The organism is Cetobacterium somerae (genome assembly GCF_022430525.1).
In the GTDB taxonomy this organism is placed as follows: domain Bacteria; phylum Fusobacteriota; class Fusobacteriia; order Fusobacteriales; family Fusobacteriaceae; genus Cetobacterium_A.
Genome location: NZ_CP092519.1, coordinates 24,796 through 45,564, shown reverse-complemented (window position 1 = coordinate 45,564; position 20,769 = coordinate 24,796). Strand labels below are relative to the sequence as shown.

Below are 20,769 nucleotides of genomic sequence, written 5' to 3'. Positions count from 1 at the left end.
CAATTTTTTTATATATAAATCATTGACTTTTCAATACTTCAATGATAATATTTAAACAAAAGTTTATTCAAGTAAACATTTGTTTAAAAAGGAGGTGTTTATGACCAACAGAGAAAAAGAAATTTTAAAGTGGATTGAAGAAAATCCATTTATATCTCAATCTGAATTAGCAGAAAAAGCTGATATAGCTCGTTCATCTGTTGCAGTACATATTTCTAATCTAATAAAAAAAGGTAAAATAATTGGAAAAGGATACATTATACAAAAGAAATCTTTTGTTTCTGTTATTGGTGGAACTAATATCGATATTTCAGCTCAATCTTATTCATCTTTAAAAGACTATGATTCTAATCCAGGAAAAGTTAATACATCTTTTGGTGGAGTAGGAAGAAATATTGCGGATAACTTATCTAGACTTAATCAAGATGTTGAATTAATAACAGTATTAGGAGACGATTTCAACGGCGAAGAAATTAAAAGAAATTGTAAGTCTTTAGGAATAAATATATCTAATTCTTTAGTAATTCCTAATTCACCAACATCAACTTATATATCTATTTTAGATGATAACAATGATATGAAACTAGCCATTTCAGCTATGGACTTATATGATAACCTTTCTATTGATTTTATTAAATCTAAGAAAGAGATTTTAGATGAATCCAAATTATGTATAATTGATACTAATATTCCAAAAGAAACTATAAAATATATTGTTGATAATTTTTCAATTCCATTATTTTTAGATTGTGTTTCTACAACTAAAGCTTTAAAAATAAAAGATTTTATTGGAAAATTTCATACTATAAAACCTAATCAACTTGAAGCTGAAACTCTTTCAGGTATAAATATAACAAACCAAAATACATTACAAGAGTGTGCTAATTTCTTTATCCAAAAAGGTGTTAAACAAGTTTTTATATCACTCGGTGAAAAAGGAGTATTCTATTCTAATGGTGAAATATCTGGTCATATGAAACCATTTAAAACAGAAGTTATAAATACTACCGGTGCTGGTGATGCCTTTATGTCAGGGATTGCATATAGTTATTTAGAAAATTTAGATATTATTGAAAGTTGTAAAAATGGTATTGCATGTGCTGCAATCGCTATTTCAAGTGAAAAAACAATAAGTGATGATATGTCTTTAGAAAATATCAATAGAATCAAGGAGGAAAATTTATGAATTTAGCAAAATATTTAGAAATTTCAAAAGAAGTTAAGGAAGCATTAGAAAATAACAAACCAGTTGTTGCTCTTGAGTCAACTATAATATCTCACGGTATGCCTTATCCACAAAATGTTGAGACAGCTTTAAAAGTTGAAGAAATTGTTAGAGAAAATGGAGCTGTACCAGCTACTATCGCTATTTTAAACGGAAAACTTAAAGTTGGTTTAAGCAAAGAAGAGGTTGATTACTTAGGTAAAAAAGGATTAGAAGTTACTAAAGCTAGTAGAAGAGATATTCCTGCTATATTAGCTTCTGAAGACGACGGTGCTACTACTGTTGCATCTACTATGATTATTGCTGCCCTTGCAGGAATTAAAGTATTTGCTACTGGTGGTATTGGTGGAGTTCATAGAGGAGCTGAAACAACTATGGATATATCTGCTGACTTAGAAGAATTAGCTATGACTGATGTGGCTGTTGTTTGTGCTGGAGCTAAGTCAATTCTTGATATCGGTTTAACACTTGAGTTCTTAGAAACAAAAGGTGTTCCTGTTCTTGGGTACCAAACAAAAGAATTACCTGCTTTCTATACTAGAAAAAGCGGATTTAAAGTAGATTATAAAATGGATACACCTGAGCAAATTGCTAAAACTTTAAAAGCTAAATGGGATGTTAACTTAAAAGGAGGAGTTGTTATTGCTAATCCAATTCCTGAAGAGTTTGCTATGGACTTCGATACAATCACTAACGCTATAAATAATGCTGTTGCTGAAGCTGAAGAAAAAGGTATCAAAGGAAAAGATAGTACTCCATTCTTACTTGCTAAAGTTAAAGATATTACAAAAGGAAAAAGCTTAGAATCAAATATTCAATTAGTTTTCAACAATGCTAAACTAGCTTCTGAAATAGCTAAAAATTATTGCGAATTATAAAATAGAAAATCCCTCTTTCAAAATATATGAAAGAGGGATTTATTTTTTAATAAACTAAAGTATAAAAAAAACAGGAACATACAAGTTCCTGCTAAATACTATTTTAAATGGCTGGGGTGGCTGGATTCGAACCAACGCATGACGGAGTCAAAGTCCGTTGCCTTACCGCTTGGCGACACCCCAACATCAATAAAATAATATCATTTTTTTTAAACATTGTCAACGATTTTTTATTCTTCTACAATTTCTTCTTCTACTACTTCTATTGGTGTTATTTCCTGCGACATAACCTCTTTATACTTAGCTATAACTGAATCTGTTATATCCTTTCTAAGTTCTGGTGTTATCGGGTGAGCTATATCCTTGTATTCCCCATCAGGCATTTTTCTTGAAGGCATAGCAACAAACATTCCTTTTTGACCATCAATTACTTTCAATCCATGAATTACAAAACATTCTTCAAAAGTAACATCTGCATAAGCTTTTAACTTAAGTTCGTTTTCATTTTTCACTGTTCTCAATCTTACATCTGTAATTCTCATTCTAAATGCACCTTCCTTATGATTTAGTAGTTTTATTTAAAATTGCAAAGAAAAATCTCGCAATCGTTAAATCTGTGTCTTAGTTTACTAATTTTTTCATCAATATCCTCTATTAAAAATGCATAAAATGCACTTCCACTTCCTGACATAAAAAACTTTAACTCTTCTACTTCTGCTAATCTTTTTCTAAACTCAATCAAATTTTTATCTGATTTCAACAGTGCTTCTTCTAAATTATTTTCAATGTTTTTTTCAACTAATAATATGTTATTCTCTATCAAACCTTTTATTATATTATCAATGTTTGATTTTTTTGGATTTTCTATATTTTTCATTTGTTTATAAGCTTCAACTGTAGATACTCCAAATGATGGCTTAATTACAACTAAAGAAGCTTTCAAATTGTTTTCAATCTCTTCTAATTTTTCACCTATTCCTTGAACTCTTGAAGGCTTATTTAATATAAAAAAGGGAATATCTGCTCCAATACTTTTCCCTAACTCTACCAATTCTTCAAAAGATAAAATATCATCATGAATTTTATTTAAAAAATTTAAAAATATGGCTCCATTAGAACTTCCACCACCTAATCCAGCTTGGTGAGGAATCTTTTTTTCTAAAAAAATCTCCATCTGTAAAGAAGTCAATTTTGATTTTTCATAAAACTTTTTATATATTTTATAAAGAATATTACTTGAATCTGTTGGAATATCCTTTTTATTTGTTTTTATTTTTAAATCTCCATTTTTATCTTCAACTTTTATTGTCAAATTATCACATAAATCAATTGGTATCATAGTCATATCTAAAAGATGATACCCATTTTCTAAGACACCAACTACATTTAAGCCAATATTTATTTTAGCATTTGATTGAAGATTAAATATTTTCATTAAAATATATCCTCCTCACCATCTAAATCAATAACTATTCCTTTACTATCTAACAATTCTACTAATTCTGAGGTTTTGCTCTTAGCTACATTTCCTTCTGGCACCTCTAATATTTTAAATTTAAAATATTTATTATAATACTCAAGCTCTAATTCCATTCCAACTTTAACTTCAGTACTTGCTTTTGCTACCTTGCCATTTAATTTTGCTTTTCCACCATCAACTACTATTTTAGCAACTGGTCTTCTTTTTATTATTCTACTTACTTTTAAAAACTTATCTAATCTCATCTTGCCACTTCCTTTTTCGTAATATTATATATACCTTATTTTTTTCATATGTCAATAGTTCTAAAAAATATTTTTATTTTTTAGCTTCTTCCCAAACTCTATCCATCTCCTCAAGAGTTGCTTCTTCTAAGTTACAATTCTCTTCAACATATCTAAAACGTCTCTCAAATTTATTGGATGCCTCATTTAAACAAAGCTCAGGATTTACCCCTAAATGCCTAGATAAATTAACTAAAGCAAAGAATAAATCTCCTAGTTCCTCTATAGCTTTTTTCTCATCTCCAACCATAACTTCATCTCTCAATTCATCTATCTCTTCTTCTACTTTATCTATAACTCCATGAATTTCAGACCAGTCAAACCCTACCTTAGATGCTTTTTTTTGAAGTTTTTCAGCTCTTAAAAGTGCTGGCATCCCCTTTGGAACTCCATCTAAAACAGAGGTCCTTTCTGCATGCTCTTTTTCATCTTTTTTTATTTTTTCCCAATTTACCAAAACTTCATCAGAAGTTCTTATATTTTTTTCTTCTCCAAAAACATGAGGATGTCTTCTAATCATTTTTTCTGAAATACTACTAATTACATCATCTATTTTAAACTCACCTTTTTCTTCACATATATTAGATTGAAAAACTACTTGAAGTAATAGGTCTCCCAATTCTCCTTTTAATTTCTCTCCCCCCTCATCCATAGCTTCTAAAACTTCATATGTTTCTTCTAATAAGTGAGGTTTTAAACTTTCCAAAGTTTGCTCTCTATCCCAAGGACACCCATTAGGCTCTCTTAGTTTTTTTATAATCTCTACTAATTCATCAAACTTTTTCATTATAATCATCATCTCCCTTATACCAATATAAAAATTTTAAAATATCTTCAGAGTAATATAACCCATTCTCTTTTTGAGAATATCTAGCTTTTTTTTCCTCAATTAGTTTCATTAGTTTTTCAAAATTTACATAATCATTATTAAATTTTAAAAAATACTCTCCATCTTTTTCTACTATCTCTTCAATTTTTAAATCTTTAGCTAATATTTTTATCTCTAAATATCTCAATAAACTTACTACTTCTTTAGGTAATTCTCCAAATCTATCTATTAATTCCACTTTTATCTCTGATAGTTTTTCTAAATCTCTTGTATCAACTAATCTTCTATAGATTATTAATCTTTCATCTCCCTCTATATAATCTCTTGGAATATACGAATCCTCTTTCAAAATAATTTTTGTTTCAAAATCCTCTTTATAATCTCCTTTTACTTTAGCTATCTCCTCTTGTAATAATTTTGTATAAAGATTATATCCAAAAGTTTCTAAGGCACCATGCTGTTTATCTCCCAGTATTTCACCTGCTCCTCTTATTCTCATATCTTCTAAAGAAAGTTTAAAACCGCCTCCAAACTCTCCTATATCTTTTAAAGTTTCTTTTCTCTCCGAAGCTTTTTTACCTAATTTTTTATCTTTATCAACTATTAAATAACAATAACCTTTTCTTTTTCCTCTCCCCACTCTTCCACGTAGTTGATAAACTTGAGAAAGTCCTAATTTATCGATCCCCTCTATTAAAATAGTATTTGCATTTTCTATATCAATACCATTTTCTATAATTGTCGTACTCAATAAAATATCAATATCTCCATCTTGAAATTTTTTTAACTTTTCTTTTATATTTTTAGGAGACATTTTTCCATGAATATAATCTATAGTTACAAACTTAGGTAAAATTTTCTTTAAATCATTTAATTTATCTTCTATTCTTTTAACTCTATTAAATATATAAAAAACTTGTCCTTCTCGTGCTATCTCTTTCATGATAGATTCTCTGATATCTTTCTTGTTATCATTTATAAAACTAGTTTCTACAGGAACTCTTCCCTCAGGTGCAGTTTCTATAACAGATATATCTCGAATTCCCAATAACGCGTAATTTAAAGTTCTCGGAATAGGAGTTGCCGTTAAAGTTAACATATCTACATTATTTTTCATTTTTTTTAGTTTTTCTTTATCTTTTACTCCAAATTTTTGTTCCTCATCAACTATAATAAGTCCTAAATTTTTAAACTTTAAATCTCCTGATAAAACTCTATGAGTTCCAATAACAATATCTACACTTCCATTTTCTACTTTTTTTATTATCTCTTTTTGTTCTTTATCTCCGCTTAATCTACTTAATAATTCAAGTGTTATTGGATAATCTTCATATCTTTCTACAAATCTATCGTAGTGTTGCTGAGCTAAAACTGTTGTTGGTGCTACTATTAAAACTTGCTTCCCATCCATAACACATTTAAATGCTGCTCTTATAGCTACTTCTGTTTTTCCATATCCTACATCTCCACACACAATTCTATCCATAACTTTTGAGGATTCCATATCTCTTTTAACATCTTTTATAGCATTTTTTTGATCTCTAGTTTCTATATATGGAAACTTCTCTTCAAACTCCTCTTGCCAAACCGTGTCTGGAGAAAATTTATAACCTGTACGAAGAGCTCTTCTAGCTTGAATCTCTACAATCTCTTTCGCAAATTTAAGCATATCCTCTTCTAACTTTTCTCTTCTTCTTTTAAACCCTCTTCTTCCTAAGTTATACAATTCTGGGGTTTTTCCAGTTGATACTAAAAATCGTTCTATTTTATTTAATCCTTCAATAGGAACAAAAAGTCTATCTTCATCTGCATATCTTATCGCCAAGTAATCTTTTCCATCAATCTCTTGAATTCCTAAATAAATTCCAACACCATAGTTTTCATGAATAATATAATCTCCCTCTCTTATCTGAGAGATATTTTCATATTTTATTCCATCTTTTGTATTTAAAGACTTTACTCTTTCAGTGTCTCCTTCACTTTTAATTACATCTATTTTTTTAGAAACTCTCTCTATTTTTTCATACAACTCTCTTATTTGTTGTTCTTTATCTCTTTCTCTTACTATAGCTTCTTCTAATTTATAACTTAATATTTCAGAATTTTCTAAATAAATATCACACACTCTATTCTCTTTTAATTTTTCTAAGAGCTTTATAAAATCTATTTTTAATAAATTATTTTTGTTTATATACATATTTACTCTGCTTATTTTTTCAAAACTTTTTTGATCAAAAATAGAAAAATATGTTATTCTGTCAATTTCATCCCCAAAGTACTCTATTCTAATTGGGTTTTCTCCATTTAAAGGAAATATATCTACAATATCTCCTCTAACTGAAAACTCCATTCTTTTTTCTACTAAATAATTTTTCTTATATCCATTTTTCTCTAAAAGCTCTATAAGACTTTTTCTCGTTATTCCAGTTCCTAGTGTTAAAGTTAAAACATCACTATTTAAAGAATATTCTGTTAGCAGTCCTTCTAAAGATGTTAAAATTATTAATTTTTTATTACTTTTTAAACTTTCTAAAAGTTGATAGTTTACTTTATAATAATCATCTTCCTCTTGTATATTTGAAAGTTCAATTAAATCTATTTCTTTTTGATTAATTAGATTTTCAAAATAAATATCTATATTTTTATTAGAAGACCCTATATATACTAAACTATTTTTATTCTCTATTAAAAATTTTGGAATATCTTTTCTAAACATATACGCCTCCTGATTCTTCTTCATTTTATCTTTATTATACATTATTTATTTCAAATTAAAAGAAAAAGAGATTGGATTACTCCAACCTCTTTTAATGTATGTAAATTAAATTAACTAAGAGCTAAATTATGCAAAGAATCCAAATACCATAGATCCTAGGATAAGCATCATTGCTCCTCCTACTCTTGAAGAGATTTGTGCGAAAGAAATTAATTCCATTCTATCTGCTGCTCCAAGAACTGCGATATCTCCAGATCCTCCTCTGTTAGCCATACATAATCCTGCTGTTATAGCAGCCTCTACTGGGTAGAACTTCATCTTCTTAGAAGCTAACATAATTAATGCTACTGCTCCTAAAACGATTGCTAAAGCGATTACTAAGTTAGCTATAGATAAAGAGTTTATAATCTCTTGTACATCTGTTCCAAAACCTACTGCTCCCATTAATACCCAAATAGTGTATTTAGAGAAGTATGCTTGAATCTCTTTTGCTCCAGCTTTTAATGCTGCAGGAACAACGTTTAATATATTTAAAATGATAGAGTAAATTACTAAGAATGCTAATCTATGCATTTCAAATGGGAACTTTAATGAAGTCCAAATTACTCCTGATATATGTGAGAACATAAATAATACTCCGATGAAAATAAATGCTGATGCGATATCTTTTGCAGTAACTACAACTTTAGGTCCTGCTTCCTCTTTTACAGCTTCTTTAGTATCATCTAATATTAAATTTCCATTTCCTGTTAATCCTGGATGCTTCTTTCCAAGTTCTTTTAAAAATGCTCCTGTAAATATAGCTATAACGTTAGCTATTGTTAATATAGAAATTGCAAATGCAAACCAATCTTTTGGATTTCCACCAGTTTTTTGAGCCCACATCTCTGACATAGGGATAGCTCCTGCTCCAGTTCCTCCACCCATTATAGGTAAAACATAGTTCATGATAATATCTAAAGGTTCTTTTCCAAATAAAAGTCCTGCTCCTACTCCACCTAATGTAGCTCCAGCTACTCCAATTAAAATTAATGGAATATAACCAGCTATTGATTGAAGAAGAGTTTTTCTATTTACTGTTAAAACTGAACCAACTATTAAAGCTGGAATAAATAACTCTAAAAAGTTTACTGGTTGCTCACCATAGAAAACATCAATTGCTTTTAAAACTTTTGCTGGAACTAAGTTATAAGTACCCATTACTGCCGATGCAAAGAATACTAGAACTGTTCCTCCACCAATGTAGTCATTCCATATTGGAATTCTATCACCAATTTCTCCAAATAAGATACCAAACACTGCTAATATACCGAATATTACTAGAAAGTTACCTCTTAAAAAAGCTGCTTCTTTTCCACCAAAAGGTACATACACAGTTAATGCAACTATTGCTAATAAACCTAGGAACATTTGAATTGATAATCCGCTCCACTTTGACTGTTTTGGATCAAACAGTTCTTTGAAATTTTTTTGTGCCATTTTTCTCCCCTTATTTCTTTAATTTATATATGTTTTTTGAATTTTGATTTATATACCCTATTATCTTTTTATTTTTCTAACAACATCAATTATGCTACCGTCTCTATATTCAACAACAGCTACAACTTGATCTTCAAACTCTATCTCTTTTGGCTCTCCAACAATAAAGTTTGCTAATTCTCTTAGTTTCTCCATAGTTACTAGTTCTATTCCAGCTTTTTGGAATCTTTCTAATAAGTCAGTTCTAGTTGGATTTACAACTACTCCATAGTCTGTTACAACTACATCTACTGTACTTCCTGGAGTAACAACAGTTGTTACTTTATCAATTATTGTAGGTATTCTTCCTCTTGTTAATGGAGCAACTATAATTGATACATTTGCTGCTGCTGCTGTATCAGAGTGTCCTCCTGAAGCTTCTCTAATAACTCCATCTGAACCTGATATAACGTTAACATTAAAGTCCTTATCTACTTCTAAAGCACTTAAGATAACAAAATCTAACTTATTTACAGCTGGTGAACAGTTAAATGGATTTGCATAGAAATCAGCACTTACTTCTACGTGCTTTTCATTTCTTCCTATTGATTCAACTGCTGCTAAGTCAAAACATTGTGTATCATAAAGTTGTCCCATTAGTCCCTCTTCTAATAGATCAACGAAAGCTTTTGTTATTCCCCCTAAACCAAAGCTACACTTTATATTTCTTTTTAATAACTCTTCTCTTATAAATCTTGTTACTGCTAATGAAGCTCCTCCTGAACCTGTTTGCATAGAGAAACCATCATTAAAGTATCCTGATGCTAACATTACATCTAAAACTTTTTTAGCCATTAATAACTCTTTTGGGTTTGATGTAAATCTTGTAGCTCCAGACATTATTCCATTTGGATCTCCAATCTCGTCAACTACTACAACATAATCAACTTGTGTTTGTGGAATACTCATTGGGCTATTTGGATAATCAACTAAAGTATCTGTTATTATGATTACTTTATCAGCATGAGCTGCGTCTACCTTTGCATACCCTAATGATCCACAAAGTGATTTTCCTTTTACTCCATTAGCATTTCCCATGCAATCTGATGATGATGCTCCTAAGAACGCTACATCTATTTTTATATCTCCTTCAACAATAGCTCTTGCTCTTCCTCCGTGAGATCTTATAACTGCTGGGTAATCTCCTAACATTCCATTAGATATCTCTTTTGCTAAATCTCCTCTTAATCCACTTGAACCTAGTCTATTTACCACACCAGCTTTAATATGCTTTACAATTCCTTCATGAGCTTTAGTAAATGAACTAGCTTCTACTCTTAGGTTTTTGAATCCCATTTCAGCTAATTTATCTAAAACCATTGGTAAAACTTTATCACCATTTCTAAAGTGGTGGTGGAAAGATATAGTCATTCCATCTTTTAATCCTGAATTTCTTATAGCTTCTTCTAAAGAATCTACAACTTTAGTTCTCTTTATAGCACCTTTTAAAGATTCTGCATTTTCATTAACAGATCCTTCAGGTTGATTAGTAAATGGAGCTTTATATGCTTTTCTTTCTCCGTAACCTTTTATTGTTTTTAAAAGATTTTCGTCAACTCTTTTATTTATCATATTACTCGTCTCCTCCTAATCTTACCCCAGCTGCCTTTGCTAGTCTTAAAACATGTTCAGCTCTTTCAATAATTGGCTTATCTACCATTTTACCATCCACTGTAAATACCCCTTTGTTTTGCTCTAAAGCTTCTCTTGTTGCATCTACAATTTTCTTAGCTTTCTTTATATCAATATCTGAAGGAGTATATACTTTATGAAGTAACTCAATCTGTCTTGGGTGAATTAATGATTTTCCTGAGAATCCCATCTGCTTAATCATTGTTGCTTCTTTTATAAATCCTTCATCATTATTTACATCTGAGTAAACAGAATCTAAGGCATCTATTCCAGCTGCTCTAGCTGCCATTACTATTAATCCTCTTCCTGTAAATAACTCTACACCTTCTGGAGATCTATTTGTTTTTAAGTTAGTTACATAGTCCTCTCCACCAATAGCCATTCCTACTAGTCTCTTTGAAGAAGTTGCAATTTGGTAAGCATTTAAAGCTCCTAATGGACTCTCTATAGCTACCATTAACTTTGTTGTTCCAACTGGAATTCCAGCTTCTTTTTCAATTCTTTCTACATGAGCCTCAACATCTAAAACATCTTTTGGTGTATCTGTTTTAGGTATTCTTATAATATCTGGCTGAGCTCTTACAATAAATTCTAAGTCCTCTACTCCATACTCTGTATCTAAAGCATTGATTCTTACAACAGTTTCTATATTTAAACTCTTATATACTGGTCTCATTTTTTGTAACATGTTGTAAACTAAGAATCTAGCTGAATCCTTTTCTGTTACAGCAATTGCATCCTCTAAGTCAAACATTATTGAATCTGGTCTATATATATGTACATCTTTTATTACTCCTGGATTATTTCCTGGAATAAAAAGCATCGAACGTCTTAATTTCATTTTTTTCCTCCTACTTCCAAGTGAATTTTTGTTGAGCTGCTCTTGTAACAACTGTCTGGATTCTGCTTTTGATTACTGGCTCAATAGCCCCTTTATCATTAACTAAAACTTTAGCTGAAGTAACTCCAAGCTCTTCTAAGCTTTCTAAAATTACTCTTCTAACGTCATCTCCGTATTGTCCCATTACAACGCTTTCAATTTCTAATTCAATTCCTGTAGCATTTGGCTCAATTATTACGTACATATCACTTGATTCAAGAGTACCTGCCACTGCTTTTACTTTGATCTCCATCTCCTGGCCTCCACTTTATTTTTATTTAAACATTGCTAGTAACACTCCTGCTGCTACTGCTGAACCTATAACTCCCGCTACGTTTGGTCCCATTGCATGCATCAGTAAGAAGTTACTTGGATTTTCCTCTTGTCCTACTTTTTGAACAACTCTAGCTGCCATCGGTACAGCACTTACTCCTGCTGCTCCTATCATTGGATTTATTGTACCTTTGCTAAGTTTACACATAACCTTTCCAAAGATTACTCCTCCAGCCGTTCCAAAAGAGAAAGCGAAAAGTCCTAAAATTATTATCTTTATTGTTGCAAGATTTAAAAATGCTTCCGCATTTGTTGTAGCTCCAACTGTTAATCCAATAAATATTGTAATTATATACATTAGAGCTCCTTTTATATGTTCAACTAAGTTTGGAACAAGTCCACTCTCCTTAGCTAAGTTTCCAAACATTAACATTCCTACTAGTGGAATTGCTGATGGAATTATTAAAGTTACTACTATTGTTACCACTATTGGGAAAAGAATTTTCTCTCTTTTACTTACAGTTCTAAGTTGAGTCATCTTTATTTGTCTTTCCTCTTTAGTTGTTAGTAATTTAATAATAGGTGGCTGAATTACTGGTACTAATGCCATATATGAATAAGCCGCAACTGCTATCGGTCCTAGCATATGTGGTGCTAATTTTGAAGTTAAGTAAATTGCTGTTGGTCCATCTGCTCCACCTATAATACCGATAGATGCTGCTTCGTTACCGTTTAATCCCAATAGAACTGCTCCTACGAAAGCTCCAAAAATTCCAAGTTGTGCTGCTGCTCCAAGAAGTAAACTCTTAGGGTTTGCAATTAACGGACCGAAGTCTGTACTTGCTCCAATTGCTAAGAATATTAACGGAGGATAAACTCCATATTTAACTCCTTGATATAAAATATTTAAAAGTCCATTTTTATCCATTATTCCTTCACTTACTGGTGCTGGTAGATTAACTAATAGCATTCCAAAAGCTATTGGAAGTAAAAGATATGGTTCATACTGCTTCTTTATTGCTAAAAACAATAGGAATAAGGCAACTAATATCATAATCCCTTGATTTACTGTCATCATTGCAATTCCTGTTGTTGCAAATAGATTATTTAAAAACTCCATTTTAACTCCTCTCTACTTCGTTCATTATTATTAAGCTATTGTTGCTACTACTACTCCACCATCAATTGTGTCACCTTTATTTACAGTTATTGACTCTACTACTCCATCAACTGGTGATACGATTGGATTTTCCATTTTCATAGCTTCTAATATTAGTAAAGTGTCTCCTGCTTTTACTCTAGCTCCTGGAGTTACCTCTATTGATACTACTAAACCTTGCATAGGTGCTTCAACTTTTGTTCCATTTCCTGCTGGTGCAGATACTGGAGCAGCTGGTGCTGCAGTTGTTGATGCTGGTGTTGATATTGTCCCATTTATTTCTTTAACTGATTCTACTTCTACCTCGTATACTTTTTCTCCAATTTTAACTTTATATACTTTTATCATCTTTAGTTACACTCCTATTTAGTTTAATTCTTTTATTCCTACAACTCTTACATTGGCATCTTTATCTTCTCCAGCTGCCTCTATACATGCTACCATCATTGCTACTCTCATCTCTTCACTTGTTATTTTAGATGGATCAAACTTTTCTCTTTCAACTTTTTTTGGTGCTGCTGCTGGTGTAGCTTTTTTTACCTCTTGAACTTTTTCTGCTGGGATATATTTAAACAGAGAAAGAACAAAAGCTAATATAGCTAATATTGTAAATACAACTAGCATACTTATTAAAGTTATTTCAAGAGACGTTATAAGTGATATTGCTCCTTTAAACATTCTTATAAATCATTCTCCTTTCAACTAAAAAATTATATTTATATTTCTGTACTCTTTTTCTACTTTAGGTTTATTTCTATTTTCTAAGTATGGCTTAGCAATTTGTGGGAACATAGCATACATTAAAACATCTTCTGGACATTTTGCTAAATCTCCTATTTCCTTTGCTATTTCAGCATATTCAGGTTTTAAAAGATCTGCTGGTCTTCCTGTAAATACTGGTTCATCTCCAATAATTTTTTTCTTTATCTCTTCAGACATCGGTGCTGGAGATTTTCCATATAAACCTTTTACATAATCCTTTATCTCTTTAGGAACCATTTTGTATCTTTCTCCAGTCAGTACATTAAATACTGCCTGCGTTCCTACCATTTGACTTAATGGTGTTACTAATGGAGGGTATCCTAAATCTTCTCTAACTCTTGGAATCTCTTTTAAAACATCCTCATATTTATCAGCTGCTTTTTGAGCTGTTAGTTGAGAAACTAGATTTGATAACATTCCTCCTGGTAGCTGATATTCTAAAATACTTGGCTCAACAAAGTAAGCTTGCATATTTAAAACCTTTTCATCCATATATTTTTTTCTAATTGGCTTAAAGTACTCTGCAATCTCTTTTAAAAGTGTTAAATTAAGCTCTGGATCTCTTTCTCCATCCTCAAAAGTTCTAACCATAGATTCTGTTGCTGGTTGTGCTGTTCCTCCTGCAAAAGTTGAAATTGATGTATCTATAATATCAATTCCTGCATCTACAGCTCTTAAGTATAGCATACTTGCTATTCCACTTGTTGCATGAGTGTGTAACTCTAACGGTACATTAATTACTGACTTGATCTCTTTTATTAAATTATATCCTGTTTCAGGCAATAATATTCCAGCCATATCTTTTATAACAATTGAATCAGCACCCATACTTTCCATCTCTTTTGCTAACTCTTTATAGTACTCTGTTGTATGAACAGGACTTATTGTATAAGCGATTGAAAGCTGACAGTGTCCACCATATTTTTTAGTAGCTTCTGCTGCAACCTTTAAATTTCTTGTATCGTTTAAAGCATCAAATATTCTAATTATATCAATACCATTCTCTATTGATTTTTTTACAAATTCTTCTACTATATCATCAGCATAGTGTCTATATCCTAAAAGGTTTTGCCCTCTTAATAACATTTGTAACTTTGTATTTTTTGCTCTCTTTTTTATCTCTCTTAATCTCTCCCAAGGATCCTCATTTAGAAATCTAATACAAGCATCAAAAGTGGCTCCTCCCCAAACCTCTAATGCATGATATCCAACTTCATCCATTTTTTCTACAATTGGAAGGATCTCTGCAGTTGTCAATCTTGTGGCTATTAGAGATTGATGTCCATCTCTTAGACAAGTTTCTGTTATTTTAACTTTATTTTTCAAAATATCCTCCTTGGTATCCGGTGTCCCGTATTCTGTATACAATTTATTATCTACACTAAAGTATACAACATTTTTTATATTTGTCAAATTATTTTTTGTATGTTTAATATGGTAAAAATATAATTTTAGTACAGTGTGAACTACTTTTCCAAAAAAAAATCAGAATTTCTTCTGATTTTAACTTTCAACCTGTTTTATCAAGAACTCTTTAGCTTCTAATAGATGCTTTCTATTTACAGCTATAGCCTCTTCTTTATTACCAGCTTTTATTAATTCTACTATTTTAGTGTGATCTCTATGAGCACTTAATCTTCTATTATTGTTTTCAGCTGATATTTTTCTAAACTTTTTTAAATATAAATTCAAATTATTTATTAGAGTTACCACTCTTGGAAGATCAGAAATACTATAAAGTATTTTATTAAATTCAGAGAAGTATTTAAAAACTTCTAAAGATTTCTCTTCATCATTAACTATAGCTGCTGCTTTAGCTACATTCTCTTCTAATCTTTCGATATCTTTTTCCGTTACTCTTTCAAATAGTTCTTCAAAGATAACTGTTTCTAAAGCTATTCTAATCTTTACTACTTCCTCTACATCCTTTTTAGTGGTTTTGGGTACTGTTACCCCACCCTTTTCTCTTGCTTCAATAAGTCCTTCTAATTCAAGCATTCTAATTGCTTCTCTTAAAGGTGTTCTACTTATATTAAGCTTTTCTGCAAATTCCTCTTCTACTATTCTACTTCCTTCTTTTATCTTTCCGTTTACAATTTCATCCTTTAGATAATCATACACTTGCTCACGAATTGATTTTTTCTTTTTTATAACCATCATATTCCCCTTTTAATCAATTGTCTCTAGATACTCCCTAAGTGATTCATTGAAGATATCTAACATTTTATCTATCTCTTCCCTTGTAATTATATAGGGTGGCATAAAATAAACAATGTTTCCTAATGGTCTTAAAATAGCTCCTTTTTTCAAAGCTATTTTATATATTTCGTATCCTGCTCTTTCTCCAGGAATTCCAACTAATTCAATAGCTCCAATTAATCCTATTTGTCTATATTCTCCAAAATAAGGGATATCCTTTAATTTTTCTGATGCAGCTTTTCTTAAATAATCACCTTTTTCTTTTATAACATCTAAAATATTTTCATCTTCAAAAATCTTTAAAGTTTCTACAGCTATTCTACATCCAATAGGATTTCCAGAATAACTATGAGAGTGTAAAAACGATTTTCCTTCTGAATAATCAGCATAAAATGCATTATATAATTTATCTGTTATCAAAACTATAGACATTGGAAAATATCCAGCTGTTAAACCTTTACCAATACACATAATATCAGGACTAACACCTGCATGTTCTATTGCAAACATTTTTCCTGTTCTTCCAAATCCCATTGCTATCTCATCTACGATTAAATGAATATTTAACTCTTCTGTTAGTATTCTTAACTTTTTCAGATATACTGGTGAGTATATTCTCATTCCTGCAACACCTTGAACCATTGATTCAATTATTACTCCAGAAACTATATTCCCATTTTCTTTTAAATATTCTTCCATAAAGATAAAGCATTCTGCATCACAACTCTCTCTTTTTTTACCAAAAGAACAGTTAAAACAATCTGGTCCCTTTACTTTTACTCCCTCTTTTAAAAGTGGTTTGTAAACATCTGTAAATCTATCCATATTTCCAACACCTAAAGCACCAATTGTTTCTCCATGATAAGCACCATCTATTGAAACAAATGTTTTTTTCTGCGGATTTCCTGTTTGAGCATGATATTGAAAACTTAATTTTATAGCTACTTCTGTACTTGAAGAACCATTATCTGTAAATATAAGTTTATTAAGTCCTTCTGGTGCAACAGATGTCAATCTTTCTCCCAATTCAATTGCTGCTTCGTGAGAAAAATTTGCAAAAATTATATGTTCTAATTTATCTATCTGTTCTTTTATAGCTGCATTAATTCTTGGATTACAGTGTCCAAATAGGTTTACCCACCAACTTGATACACAATCCATATATCTATTTCCAAACTCATCTTCTACGTATAATCCATCTCCTTTTACTATTACCATAGGAGGAAGTTGTTCATAGTCTTTCATCTGTGAACATGGGTGAAAGATATGATCTAAATCTTTTTTCTGTAAATCACTTAGGTTTTTCATTTAAGGTACACCTCTTCAATTATAAAATTCATATATTTGATACAAAAATAATCTTTAGTGCCTATTATAGCATAAATACTTTTTTATTACCTATTTTTTTCTTTTTCTACTAGAATGAATCCCAAGTTCTTCTCTATATTTTCCTATAGTTCTTCTCTGTACTAATAGATTTTTTTCCATAAGTTTTTTTAAAATTTTTTCATCTGATAAAGGATTTTTTTTATCTTCACTTTCAATAATTTTTAAAATTTCTCTTTTTATTAGTTCAGTTTTATCATCTAAAATAATATATTTTTTTAAACTCTCTATTTTTCCATTTATTTTTATAAATTTATCTTTTAAAGTTCTTGAAATTGTTGATTCATGAAGATTTAAACTATAAGCAATATCTTTTACTTTCAATGTCTTTAAATTTTTGTTAAAAAGAATATAATCCTTTTGATAATTTAAAACATATTTTCCAACTTCTAAGAGTGTTTCACCTCTTTTTATTAATCCCTTTTCTAAAGCTAATACCATAATTTGATCTTTCTTATTTTCACTTTTTAATTTTATTTTTGGAATTTCTGATTCATTTAGATTTACAATAAGTTCTCCATTATTTATTTCTACAAATAAATCAGGAATAATATAATTTGTTTTTTTATTTACATAAAAACCTCTTGCAGGTTTAGGATTTAAATTTTTTATTGTATTTATATACTCTTTAACTTTAGCTAATGGAATATCTCTTTCTAAAGATATTTTTTTTAAATCTGCATTTGCAATATCCTCTAAATTTTTATCTAAAATATTTGCTAATGTATCAGTTAGAATACCTTTATTTTCAAGTTGAATTTTTAAACACTCTATGAGATTAGTTGCACCGACACCTATAGGTTCTAATGTATGTAAAATTTTTACAGCATCTTTAAATACATTTAATTTAAAACCACCATTTTTTCTTAACTCCTCTAAATTAGAAATTAAATAACCTCTTTCATCTAAATTATTTATTAGATATTCTAAAATATCTCTAACTTCTCTTTTTATTTCTAAATAAGTTATTTGCTCTTCTAAGTAACTTATTAAACTCTCATCTTCCTCACCTATATTCTCAATATAGTTTTCATAACCTTCATTTTTTGAAAAATTAGATTTTGGAAAAACAATCTCTATATTTGAGTTCTTTACACTTTCTTTGTTCAAATATTCTTTTAATTCTTTTAAACTCATTTTTAAAATCTCTATAGATATTTTCATCTCCATAGAAAGATTTAATTTTAAACTTTGATCTAATCCCAATTTAAAGTCCATTATTATTCCCCCTTTCTATAAATATAAAATAGGTAGAGTTTTAATCTTGTATCTATACTCTACCTAATTATTAATTTTTTTTAAATTTAAACTCTTTTTCAAAATGAACTTTAATTATCTTCCCCTTGTATATAATTGGCTTAAACTTCCATTTTTTTAAAGCTTTTTCTACTTCTTCTCTAAATCCAAACTTACTTTCACCAGATATAAACTTTACATCTTTTACTGTACCATCAATATCTACAAGAAAATTAACCTTAATACTACCAACTCCATTATATCCTATTTTTCTCGCTTTTATAGGATATTGAGGATCTACTTCTTTTAATATCTCATATTCTATACCATCTAATGATATCGCTGTGAATACTCCATCCTCTCCTTGTAAAAATCTATTTTGGTCTTCAAACTCATTGTAGCTTTCTTTTACTTTATTAGAATTAGTTTTTTTCTCTTTATTATCTGACTTTTTAGTTTCTGACTTTTTTTTCTTAACCTCTTCTTTTTTTATTATTTTTTTAACTTTTTCCTTTGTTTTTTCTTGTTCTACTGGCTTCTCTTCAGGTATAACCTTTTCATCTTGAACCTCTTCTTTTTGTTCACTCTGTTTTACTGAGCTAATATTACTATTATTACTAACTGCTCTTCTATTTTTTACTGATACTATCATCGTATTTTTCTCTCTAAACTTTAACTCTTCATCCTTTGCAAATCCAAATAGAAAAAATATAACTATACCATGTAAAATAGCTGATAAGATGTAAAATTTATTCATAAAAATTCAGCTCCACTTTGTCAACACCACTACTTTTTAAAACTCCAATAGCTTTCACTACAACTTCATATTTTAAATTTTTATCTGCACTTATTGTTATCTCATTTATATTTGTTACCTTTTCTCCCAAAGTTTCTAAGGTAATAGGATTAGAAATTTTATCCACTAATAAAAAATAATTTTCATCTTGATCTATAACTAATTCATATATATCCTTAGATGTTTCAGAAACTACACCACCCTTAGGAAGCTCTAATTTAAATCCACTATACTTATCAAAAGTTGTAACTAACATGAAAAAAATTAAAAGTAGGAAAACAACATCAATTAAAGGTGTTAAATCTGGAGTTGCTAAACTTCTTCTTTTTGTCCTTCTTTTCATAACTCTTACCTCTTCACTATATTTACTATAAATGTAGCTATTTTTTCAACTTCTAAACTCATTTTTTCTATTTTTTTATTAAATATATTATAAGCTATTATTGATGGTATAGCTATTATTAATCCGCCTGCAGTTGTTAATAAAGCTTGAGATATTCCTCCTGCTATAGCATTGGGGTCACCTGTTCCAGAAACCGCAATTTTTCCAAAGGCTTGAATCATACCTGTAACTGTTCCTAAAAGTCCTATCATAGGAGCTGTATATGCAATAATTCCTAGAATATATGTATTTCTTTCTAGTATATCCATCTCTTCTAATTCAATCTCTCTTAAAAGTTCATCACTGTTTTTATAATCTCCGACTAAACAATAACGGATTAAAAATTTTGTTAAAGTTTTTCCAACTACACCTTTTTCTTTTTTCGAAAACTCTATAGCTTCATTATATTTTCCATCTATTAAAAGTTCTTTTATCTCTTTTTTAAACTTAGAGTCTACTGATGTTTTATTTTTTATAAAACACAATGACCTTTCTAAAATTACTCCTAAAGAAACCACTGATAAAATAAGTAGTATATAAAGTATTGGTCCTCCAGCTTTTATATAATATAACATCTCACCCTCCAAATTTTTAATAATATTTATAGTTAAAGTATATATTATTCAATAAAAAAGAGCAAGGTATTAACCTCGCTCTCTTATAATTAATTTGTAGTTTTATTTGTTTTTAACATTTCATATCTCATTTTCATTTGCTCTGTTTTCATCTCAGCTTGGATGTTAGCTCTATCTTTATTTATTTTTTCAATATTTGTAAAGTTTGGATTCTCTTTAGCCATCTCTTTCATCATAGCTACTTTATTTTCTTGAAGTTTAATTCTTCCCTCTTGAAGCTTTGGATTTGTTCTCATTTTTTCTCTCATCATAGCTTTTTCTTCGTTTGTTTGACACTGACCCATCATCATTTTTCCACCATTGTTATGCCCCATTCCATCAGCTGACATTCTGTGTCCATTATTTCCTTTTGCCATTGCTACTGTTCCTAATCCTAAAGCCATCATAGATACTAATAAAAATTTTTTCATTTTTTATACCTCCTAATTTTTCTCTTTGTATTTACATAAATATATTAACAAAGTTTTATGGCTAAAATATGGCAAAAATACTTTTTTTG

Annotated in this window: 22 protein-coding genes and 1 tRNA gene; 2 read left to right on the top strand and 21 right to left on the bottom strand. The window is 29.7% G+C overall.

Annotation, left to right across the window (positions count from 1 at the left end; genetic code table 11):
* The first annotated feature begins 100 nt into the window (after positions 1-100).
* Positions 101-1,186, top strand: a complete 1,086-nt coding sequence (locus MKD34_RS00225; protein ID WP_240219152.1) for a carbohydrate kinase — start codon at positions 101-103, stop codon at positions 1,184-1,186.
* Positions 1,183-2,103, top strand: coding sequence for a pseudouridine-5'-phosphate glycosidase (locus MKD34_RS00220; RefSeq protein ID WP_240219151.1), 921 nt, complete (start codon positions 1,183-1,185; stop codon positions 2,101-2,103). The genes MKD34_RS00225 and MKD34_RS00220 overlap by 4 nt, the downstream gene beginning before the upstream one ends.
* A gap of 108 nt (positions 2,104-2,211) precedes the next feature.
* Here the strand turns inward: MKD34_RS00220 and MKD34_RS00215 are convergent.
* From MKD34_RS00215 to MKD34_RS00115, 21 genes are all read right to left on the bottom strand, one after another.
* Positions 2,212-2,286 (bottom strand) — tRNA-Gln (locus tag MKD34_RS00215).
* A 47-nt stretch (positions 2,287-2,333) separates the two neighbouring features.
* A complete protein-coding gene (gene spoVG / locus MKD34_RS00210; protein WP_023049991.1) occupies positions 2,334-2,645 on the bottom strand; it encodes a septation regulator SpoVG in 312 nt (103 codons plus the stop codon).
* Positions 2,646-2,677: 32 nt separating this feature from the next.
* Positions 2,678-3,538, bottom strand: coding sequence for a 4-(cytidine 5'-diphospho)-2-C-methyl-D-erythritol kinase (gene ispE / locus MKD34_RS00205; protein ID WP_240219150.1), 861 nt, complete (start codon positions 3,536-3,538; stop codon positions 2,678-2,680).
* Positions 3,538-3,828 carry an RNA-binding S4 domain-containing protein gene (locus tag MKD34_RS00200; RefSeq protein ID WP_023049993.1) on the bottom strand — a complete coding sequence of 97 codons (291 nt, stop codon included), beginning with the start codon at positions 3,826-3,828 and terminating at the stop codon, positions 3,538-3,540. Before MKD34_RS00200 ends, ispE begins: the two co-directional genes overlap by 1 nt.
* A gap of 73 nt (positions 3,829-3,901) precedes the next feature.
* Positions 3,902-4,654, bottom strand: a complete 753-nt coding sequence (gene mazG / locus MKD34_RS00195) for a nucleoside triphosphate pyrophosphohydrolase (RefSeq protein WP_240219149.1) — start codon at positions 4,652-4,654, stop codon at positions 3,902-3,904.
* A complete protein-coding gene (locus MKD34_RS00190) occupies positions 4,641-7,412 on the bottom strand; it encodes a DEAD/DEAH box helicase (RefSeq protein WP_240219148.1) in 2,772 nt (923 codons plus the stop codon). The genes mazG and MKD34_RS00190 overlap by 14 nt, the downstream gene beginning before the upstream one ends.
* A 126-nt stretch (positions 7,413-7,538) precedes the next feature.
* Positions 7,539-8,891 (bottom strand): 2-hydroxycarboxylate transporter family protein, encoded by a 1,353-nt coding sequence (locus MKD34_RS00185; RefSeq protein ID WP_240219147.1) that lies wholly within the window; start codon positions 8,889-8,891, stop codon positions 7,539-7,541.
* 60 nt (positions 8,892-8,951) lie between these two features.
* On the bottom strand, positions 8,952-10,502 hold the full coding sequence (citF, locus tag MKD34_RS00180) for a citrate lyase subunit alpha (RefSeq protein ID WP_185890847.1): 1,551 nt from the start codon (positions 10,500-10,502) through the stop codon (positions 8,952-8,954).
* A 1-nt stretch (position 10,503) separates the two neighbouring features.
* Positions 10,504-11,403 carry an aldolase/citrate lyase family protein gene (locus MKD34_RS00175; RefSeq protein WP_040406397.1) on the bottom strand — a complete coding sequence of 300 codons (900 nt, stop codon included), beginning with the start codon at positions 11,401-11,403 and terminating at the stop codon, positions 10,504-10,506.
* Positions 11,404-11,413: 10 nt separating this feature from the next.
* Entirely contained in the window at positions 11,414-11,695 is a 282-nt protein-coding gene (gene citD, locus MKD34_RS00170; RefSeq protein WP_023049999.1) for a citrate lyase acyl carrier protein, read from the bottom strand.
* 21 nt (positions 11,696-11,716) lie between these two features.
* The gene (locus MKD34_RS00165) at positions 11,717-12,835 is read right to left on the bottom strand and encodes a sodium ion-translocating decarboxylase subunit beta (RefSeq protein ID WP_240219146.1); all 1,119 of its coding nucleotides are present in this window, start codon (positions 12,833-12,835) and stop codon (positions 11,717-11,719) included.
* 30 nt (positions 12,836-12,865) lie between these two features.
* Positions 12,866-13,222, bottom strand: coding sequence for a biotin/lipoyl-containing protein (locus tag MKD34_RS00160; RefSeq protein ID WP_240219145.1), 357 nt, complete (start codon positions 13,220-13,222; stop codon positions 12,866-12,868).
* An 18-nt stretch (positions 13,223-13,240) separates the two neighbouring features.
* Positions 13,241-13,552: an OadG family protein gene (locus MKD34_RS00155; RefSeq protein ID WP_240219144.1), complete on the bottom strand. Its 312-nt coding sequence runs from the start codon at positions 13,550-13,552 to the stop codon at positions 13,241-13,243.
* 24 nt (positions 13,553-13,576) lie between these two features.
* On the bottom strand, positions 13,577-14,962 hold the full coding sequence (locus MKD34_RS00150; RefSeq protein ID WP_240219143.1) for an oxaloacetate decarboxylase subunit alpha: 1,386 nt from the start codon (positions 14,960-14,962) through the stop codon (positions 13,577-13,579).
* Between the two features lie 177 nt (positions 14,963-15,139).
* Complete coding sequence (locus MKD34_RS00145; RefSeq protein ID WP_240219142.1) at positions 15,140-15,793, bottom strand: GntR family transcriptional regulator; 654 nt, start codon at positions 15,791-15,793, stop codon at positions 15,140-15,142.
* Positions 15,794-15,805: 12 nt separating this feature from the next.
* Complete coding sequence (bioA, locus tag MKD34_RS00140; RefSeq protein WP_240219141.1) at positions 15,806-17,143, bottom strand: adenosylmethionine--8-amino-7-oxononanoate transaminase; 1,338 nt, start codon at positions 17,141-17,143, stop codon at positions 15,806-15,808.
* A gap of 90 nt (positions 17,144-17,233) precedes the next feature.
* A complete protein-coding gene (gene rpoN / locus MKD34_RS00135) occupies positions 17,234-18,439 on the bottom strand; it encodes an RNA polymerase factor sigma-54 (protein WP_240219140.1) in 1,206 nt (401 codons plus the stop codon).
* A gap of 70 nt (positions 18,440-18,509) precedes the next feature.
* Complete coding sequence (locus MKD34_RS00130) at positions 18,510-19,214, bottom strand: energy transducer TonB (RefSeq protein WP_240219139.1); 705 nt, start codon at positions 19,212-19,214, stop codon at positions 18,510-18,512.
* Entirely contained in the window at positions 19,207-19,596 is a 390-nt protein-coding gene (locus MKD34_RS00125) for an ExbD/TolR family protein (protein ID WP_240219138.1), read from the bottom strand. The genes MKD34_RS00130 and MKD34_RS00125 overlap by 8 nt, the downstream gene beginning before the upstream one ends.
* Positions 19,597-19,601: 5 nt before the next feature.
* On the bottom strand, positions 19,602-20,210 hold the full coding sequence (locus MKD34_RS00120; protein ID WP_240219137.1) for a MotA/TolQ/ExbB proton channel family protein: 609 nt from the start codon (positions 20,208-20,210) through the stop codon (positions 19,602-19,604).
* Between the two features lie 89 nt (positions 20,211-20,299).
* A complete protein-coding gene (locus MKD34_RS00115) occupies positions 20,300-20,680 on the bottom strand; it encodes a hypothetical protein (RefSeq protein ID WP_240219136.1) in 381 nt (126 codons plus the stop codon).
* Positions 20,681-20,769 lie beyond the last annotated feature (89 nt).

Excerpts from the sequence above, each read along its gene's own strand:
- MKD34_RS00225 (WP_240219152.1), top strand. The coding sequence starts at position 101 with ATGACCAACAGAGAAAAAGAAATTTTAAAGTGGATTGAAGAAAATCCA.
- MKD34_RS00220 (WP_240219151.1), top strand. The coding sequence starts at position 1,183 with ATGAATTTAGCAAAATATTTAGAAATTTCAAAAGAAGTTAAGGAAGCA.
- spoVG (WP_023049991.1), bottom strand. The coding sequence starts at position 2,645 with ATGAGAATTACAGATGTAAGATTGAGAACAGTGAAAAATGAAAACGAA.
- ispE (WP_240219150.1), bottom strand. The coding sequence starts at position 3,538 with ATGAAAATATTTAATCTTCAATCAAATGCTAAAATAAATATTGGCTTA.
- MKD34_RS00200 (WP_023049993.1), bottom strand. The coding sequence starts at position 3,828 with ATGAGATTAGATAAGTTTTTAAAAGTAAGTAGAATAATAAAAAGAAGA.
- mazG (WP_240219149.1), bottom strand. The coding sequence starts at position 4,654 with ATGAAAAAGTTTGATGAATTAGTAGAGATTATAAAAAAACTAAGAGAG.
- MKD34_RS00190 (WP_240219148.1), bottom strand. The coding sequence starts at position 7,412 with ATGTTTAGAAAAGATATTCCAAAATTTTTAATAGAGAATAAAAATAGT.
- MKD34_RS00185 (WP_240219147.1), bottom strand. The coding sequence starts at position 8,891 with ATGGCACAAAAAAATTTCAAAGAACTGTTTGATCCAAAACAGTCAAAG.
- citF (WP_185890847.1), bottom strand. The coding sequence starts at position 10,502 with ATGATAAATAAAAGAGTTGACGAAAATCTTTTAAAAACAATAAAAGGT.
- MKD34_RS00175 (WP_040406397.1), bottom strand. The coding sequence starts at position 11,403 with ATGAAATTAAGACGTTCGATGCTTTTTATTCCAGGAAATAATCCAGGA.
- citD (WP_023049999.1), bottom strand. The coding sequence starts at position 11,695 with ATGGAGATCAAAGTAAAAGCAGTGGCAGGTACTCTTGAATCAAGTGAT.
- MKD34_RS00165 (WP_240219146.1), bottom strand. The coding sequence starts at position 12,835 with ATGGAGTTTTTAAATAATCTATTTGCAACAACAGGAATTGCAATGATG.
- MKD34_RS00160 (WP_240219145.1), bottom strand. The coding sequence starts at position 13,222 with ATGATAAAAGTATATAAAGTTAAAATTGGAGAAAAAGTATACGAGGTA.
- MKD34_RS00155 (WP_240219144.1), bottom strand. The coding sequence starts at position 13,552 with ATGTTTAAAGGAGCAATATCACTTATAACGTCTCTTGAAATAACTTTA.
- MKD34_RS00145 (WP_240219142.1), bottom strand. The coding sequence starts at position 15,793 with ATGGTTATAAAAAAGAAAAAATCAATTCGTGAGCAAGTGTATGATTAT.
- bioA (WP_240219141.1), bottom strand. The coding sequence starts at position 17,143 with ATGAAAAACCTAAGTGATTTACAGAAAAAAGATTTAGATCATATCTTT.
- rpoN (WP_240219140.1), bottom strand. The coding sequence starts at position 18,439 with ATGGACTTTAAATTGGGATTAGATCAAAGTTTAAAATTAAATCTTTCT.
- MKD34_RS00130 (WP_240219139.1), bottom strand. The coding sequence starts at position 19,214 with ATGAATAAATTTTACATCTTATCAGCTATTTTACATGGTATAGTTATA.
- MKD34_RS00125 (WP_240219138.1), bottom strand. The coding sequence starts at position 19,596 with ATGAAAAGAAGGACAAAAAGAAGAAGTTTAGCAACTCCAGATTTAACA.
- MKD34_RS00120 (WP_240219137.1), bottom strand. The coding sequence starts at position 20,210 with ATGTTATATTATATAAAAGCTGGAGGACCAATACTTTATATACTACTT.
- MKD34_RS00115 (WP_240219136.1), bottom strand. The coding sequence starts at position 20,680 with ATGAAAAAATTTTTATTAGTATCTATGATGGCTTTAGGATTAGGAACA.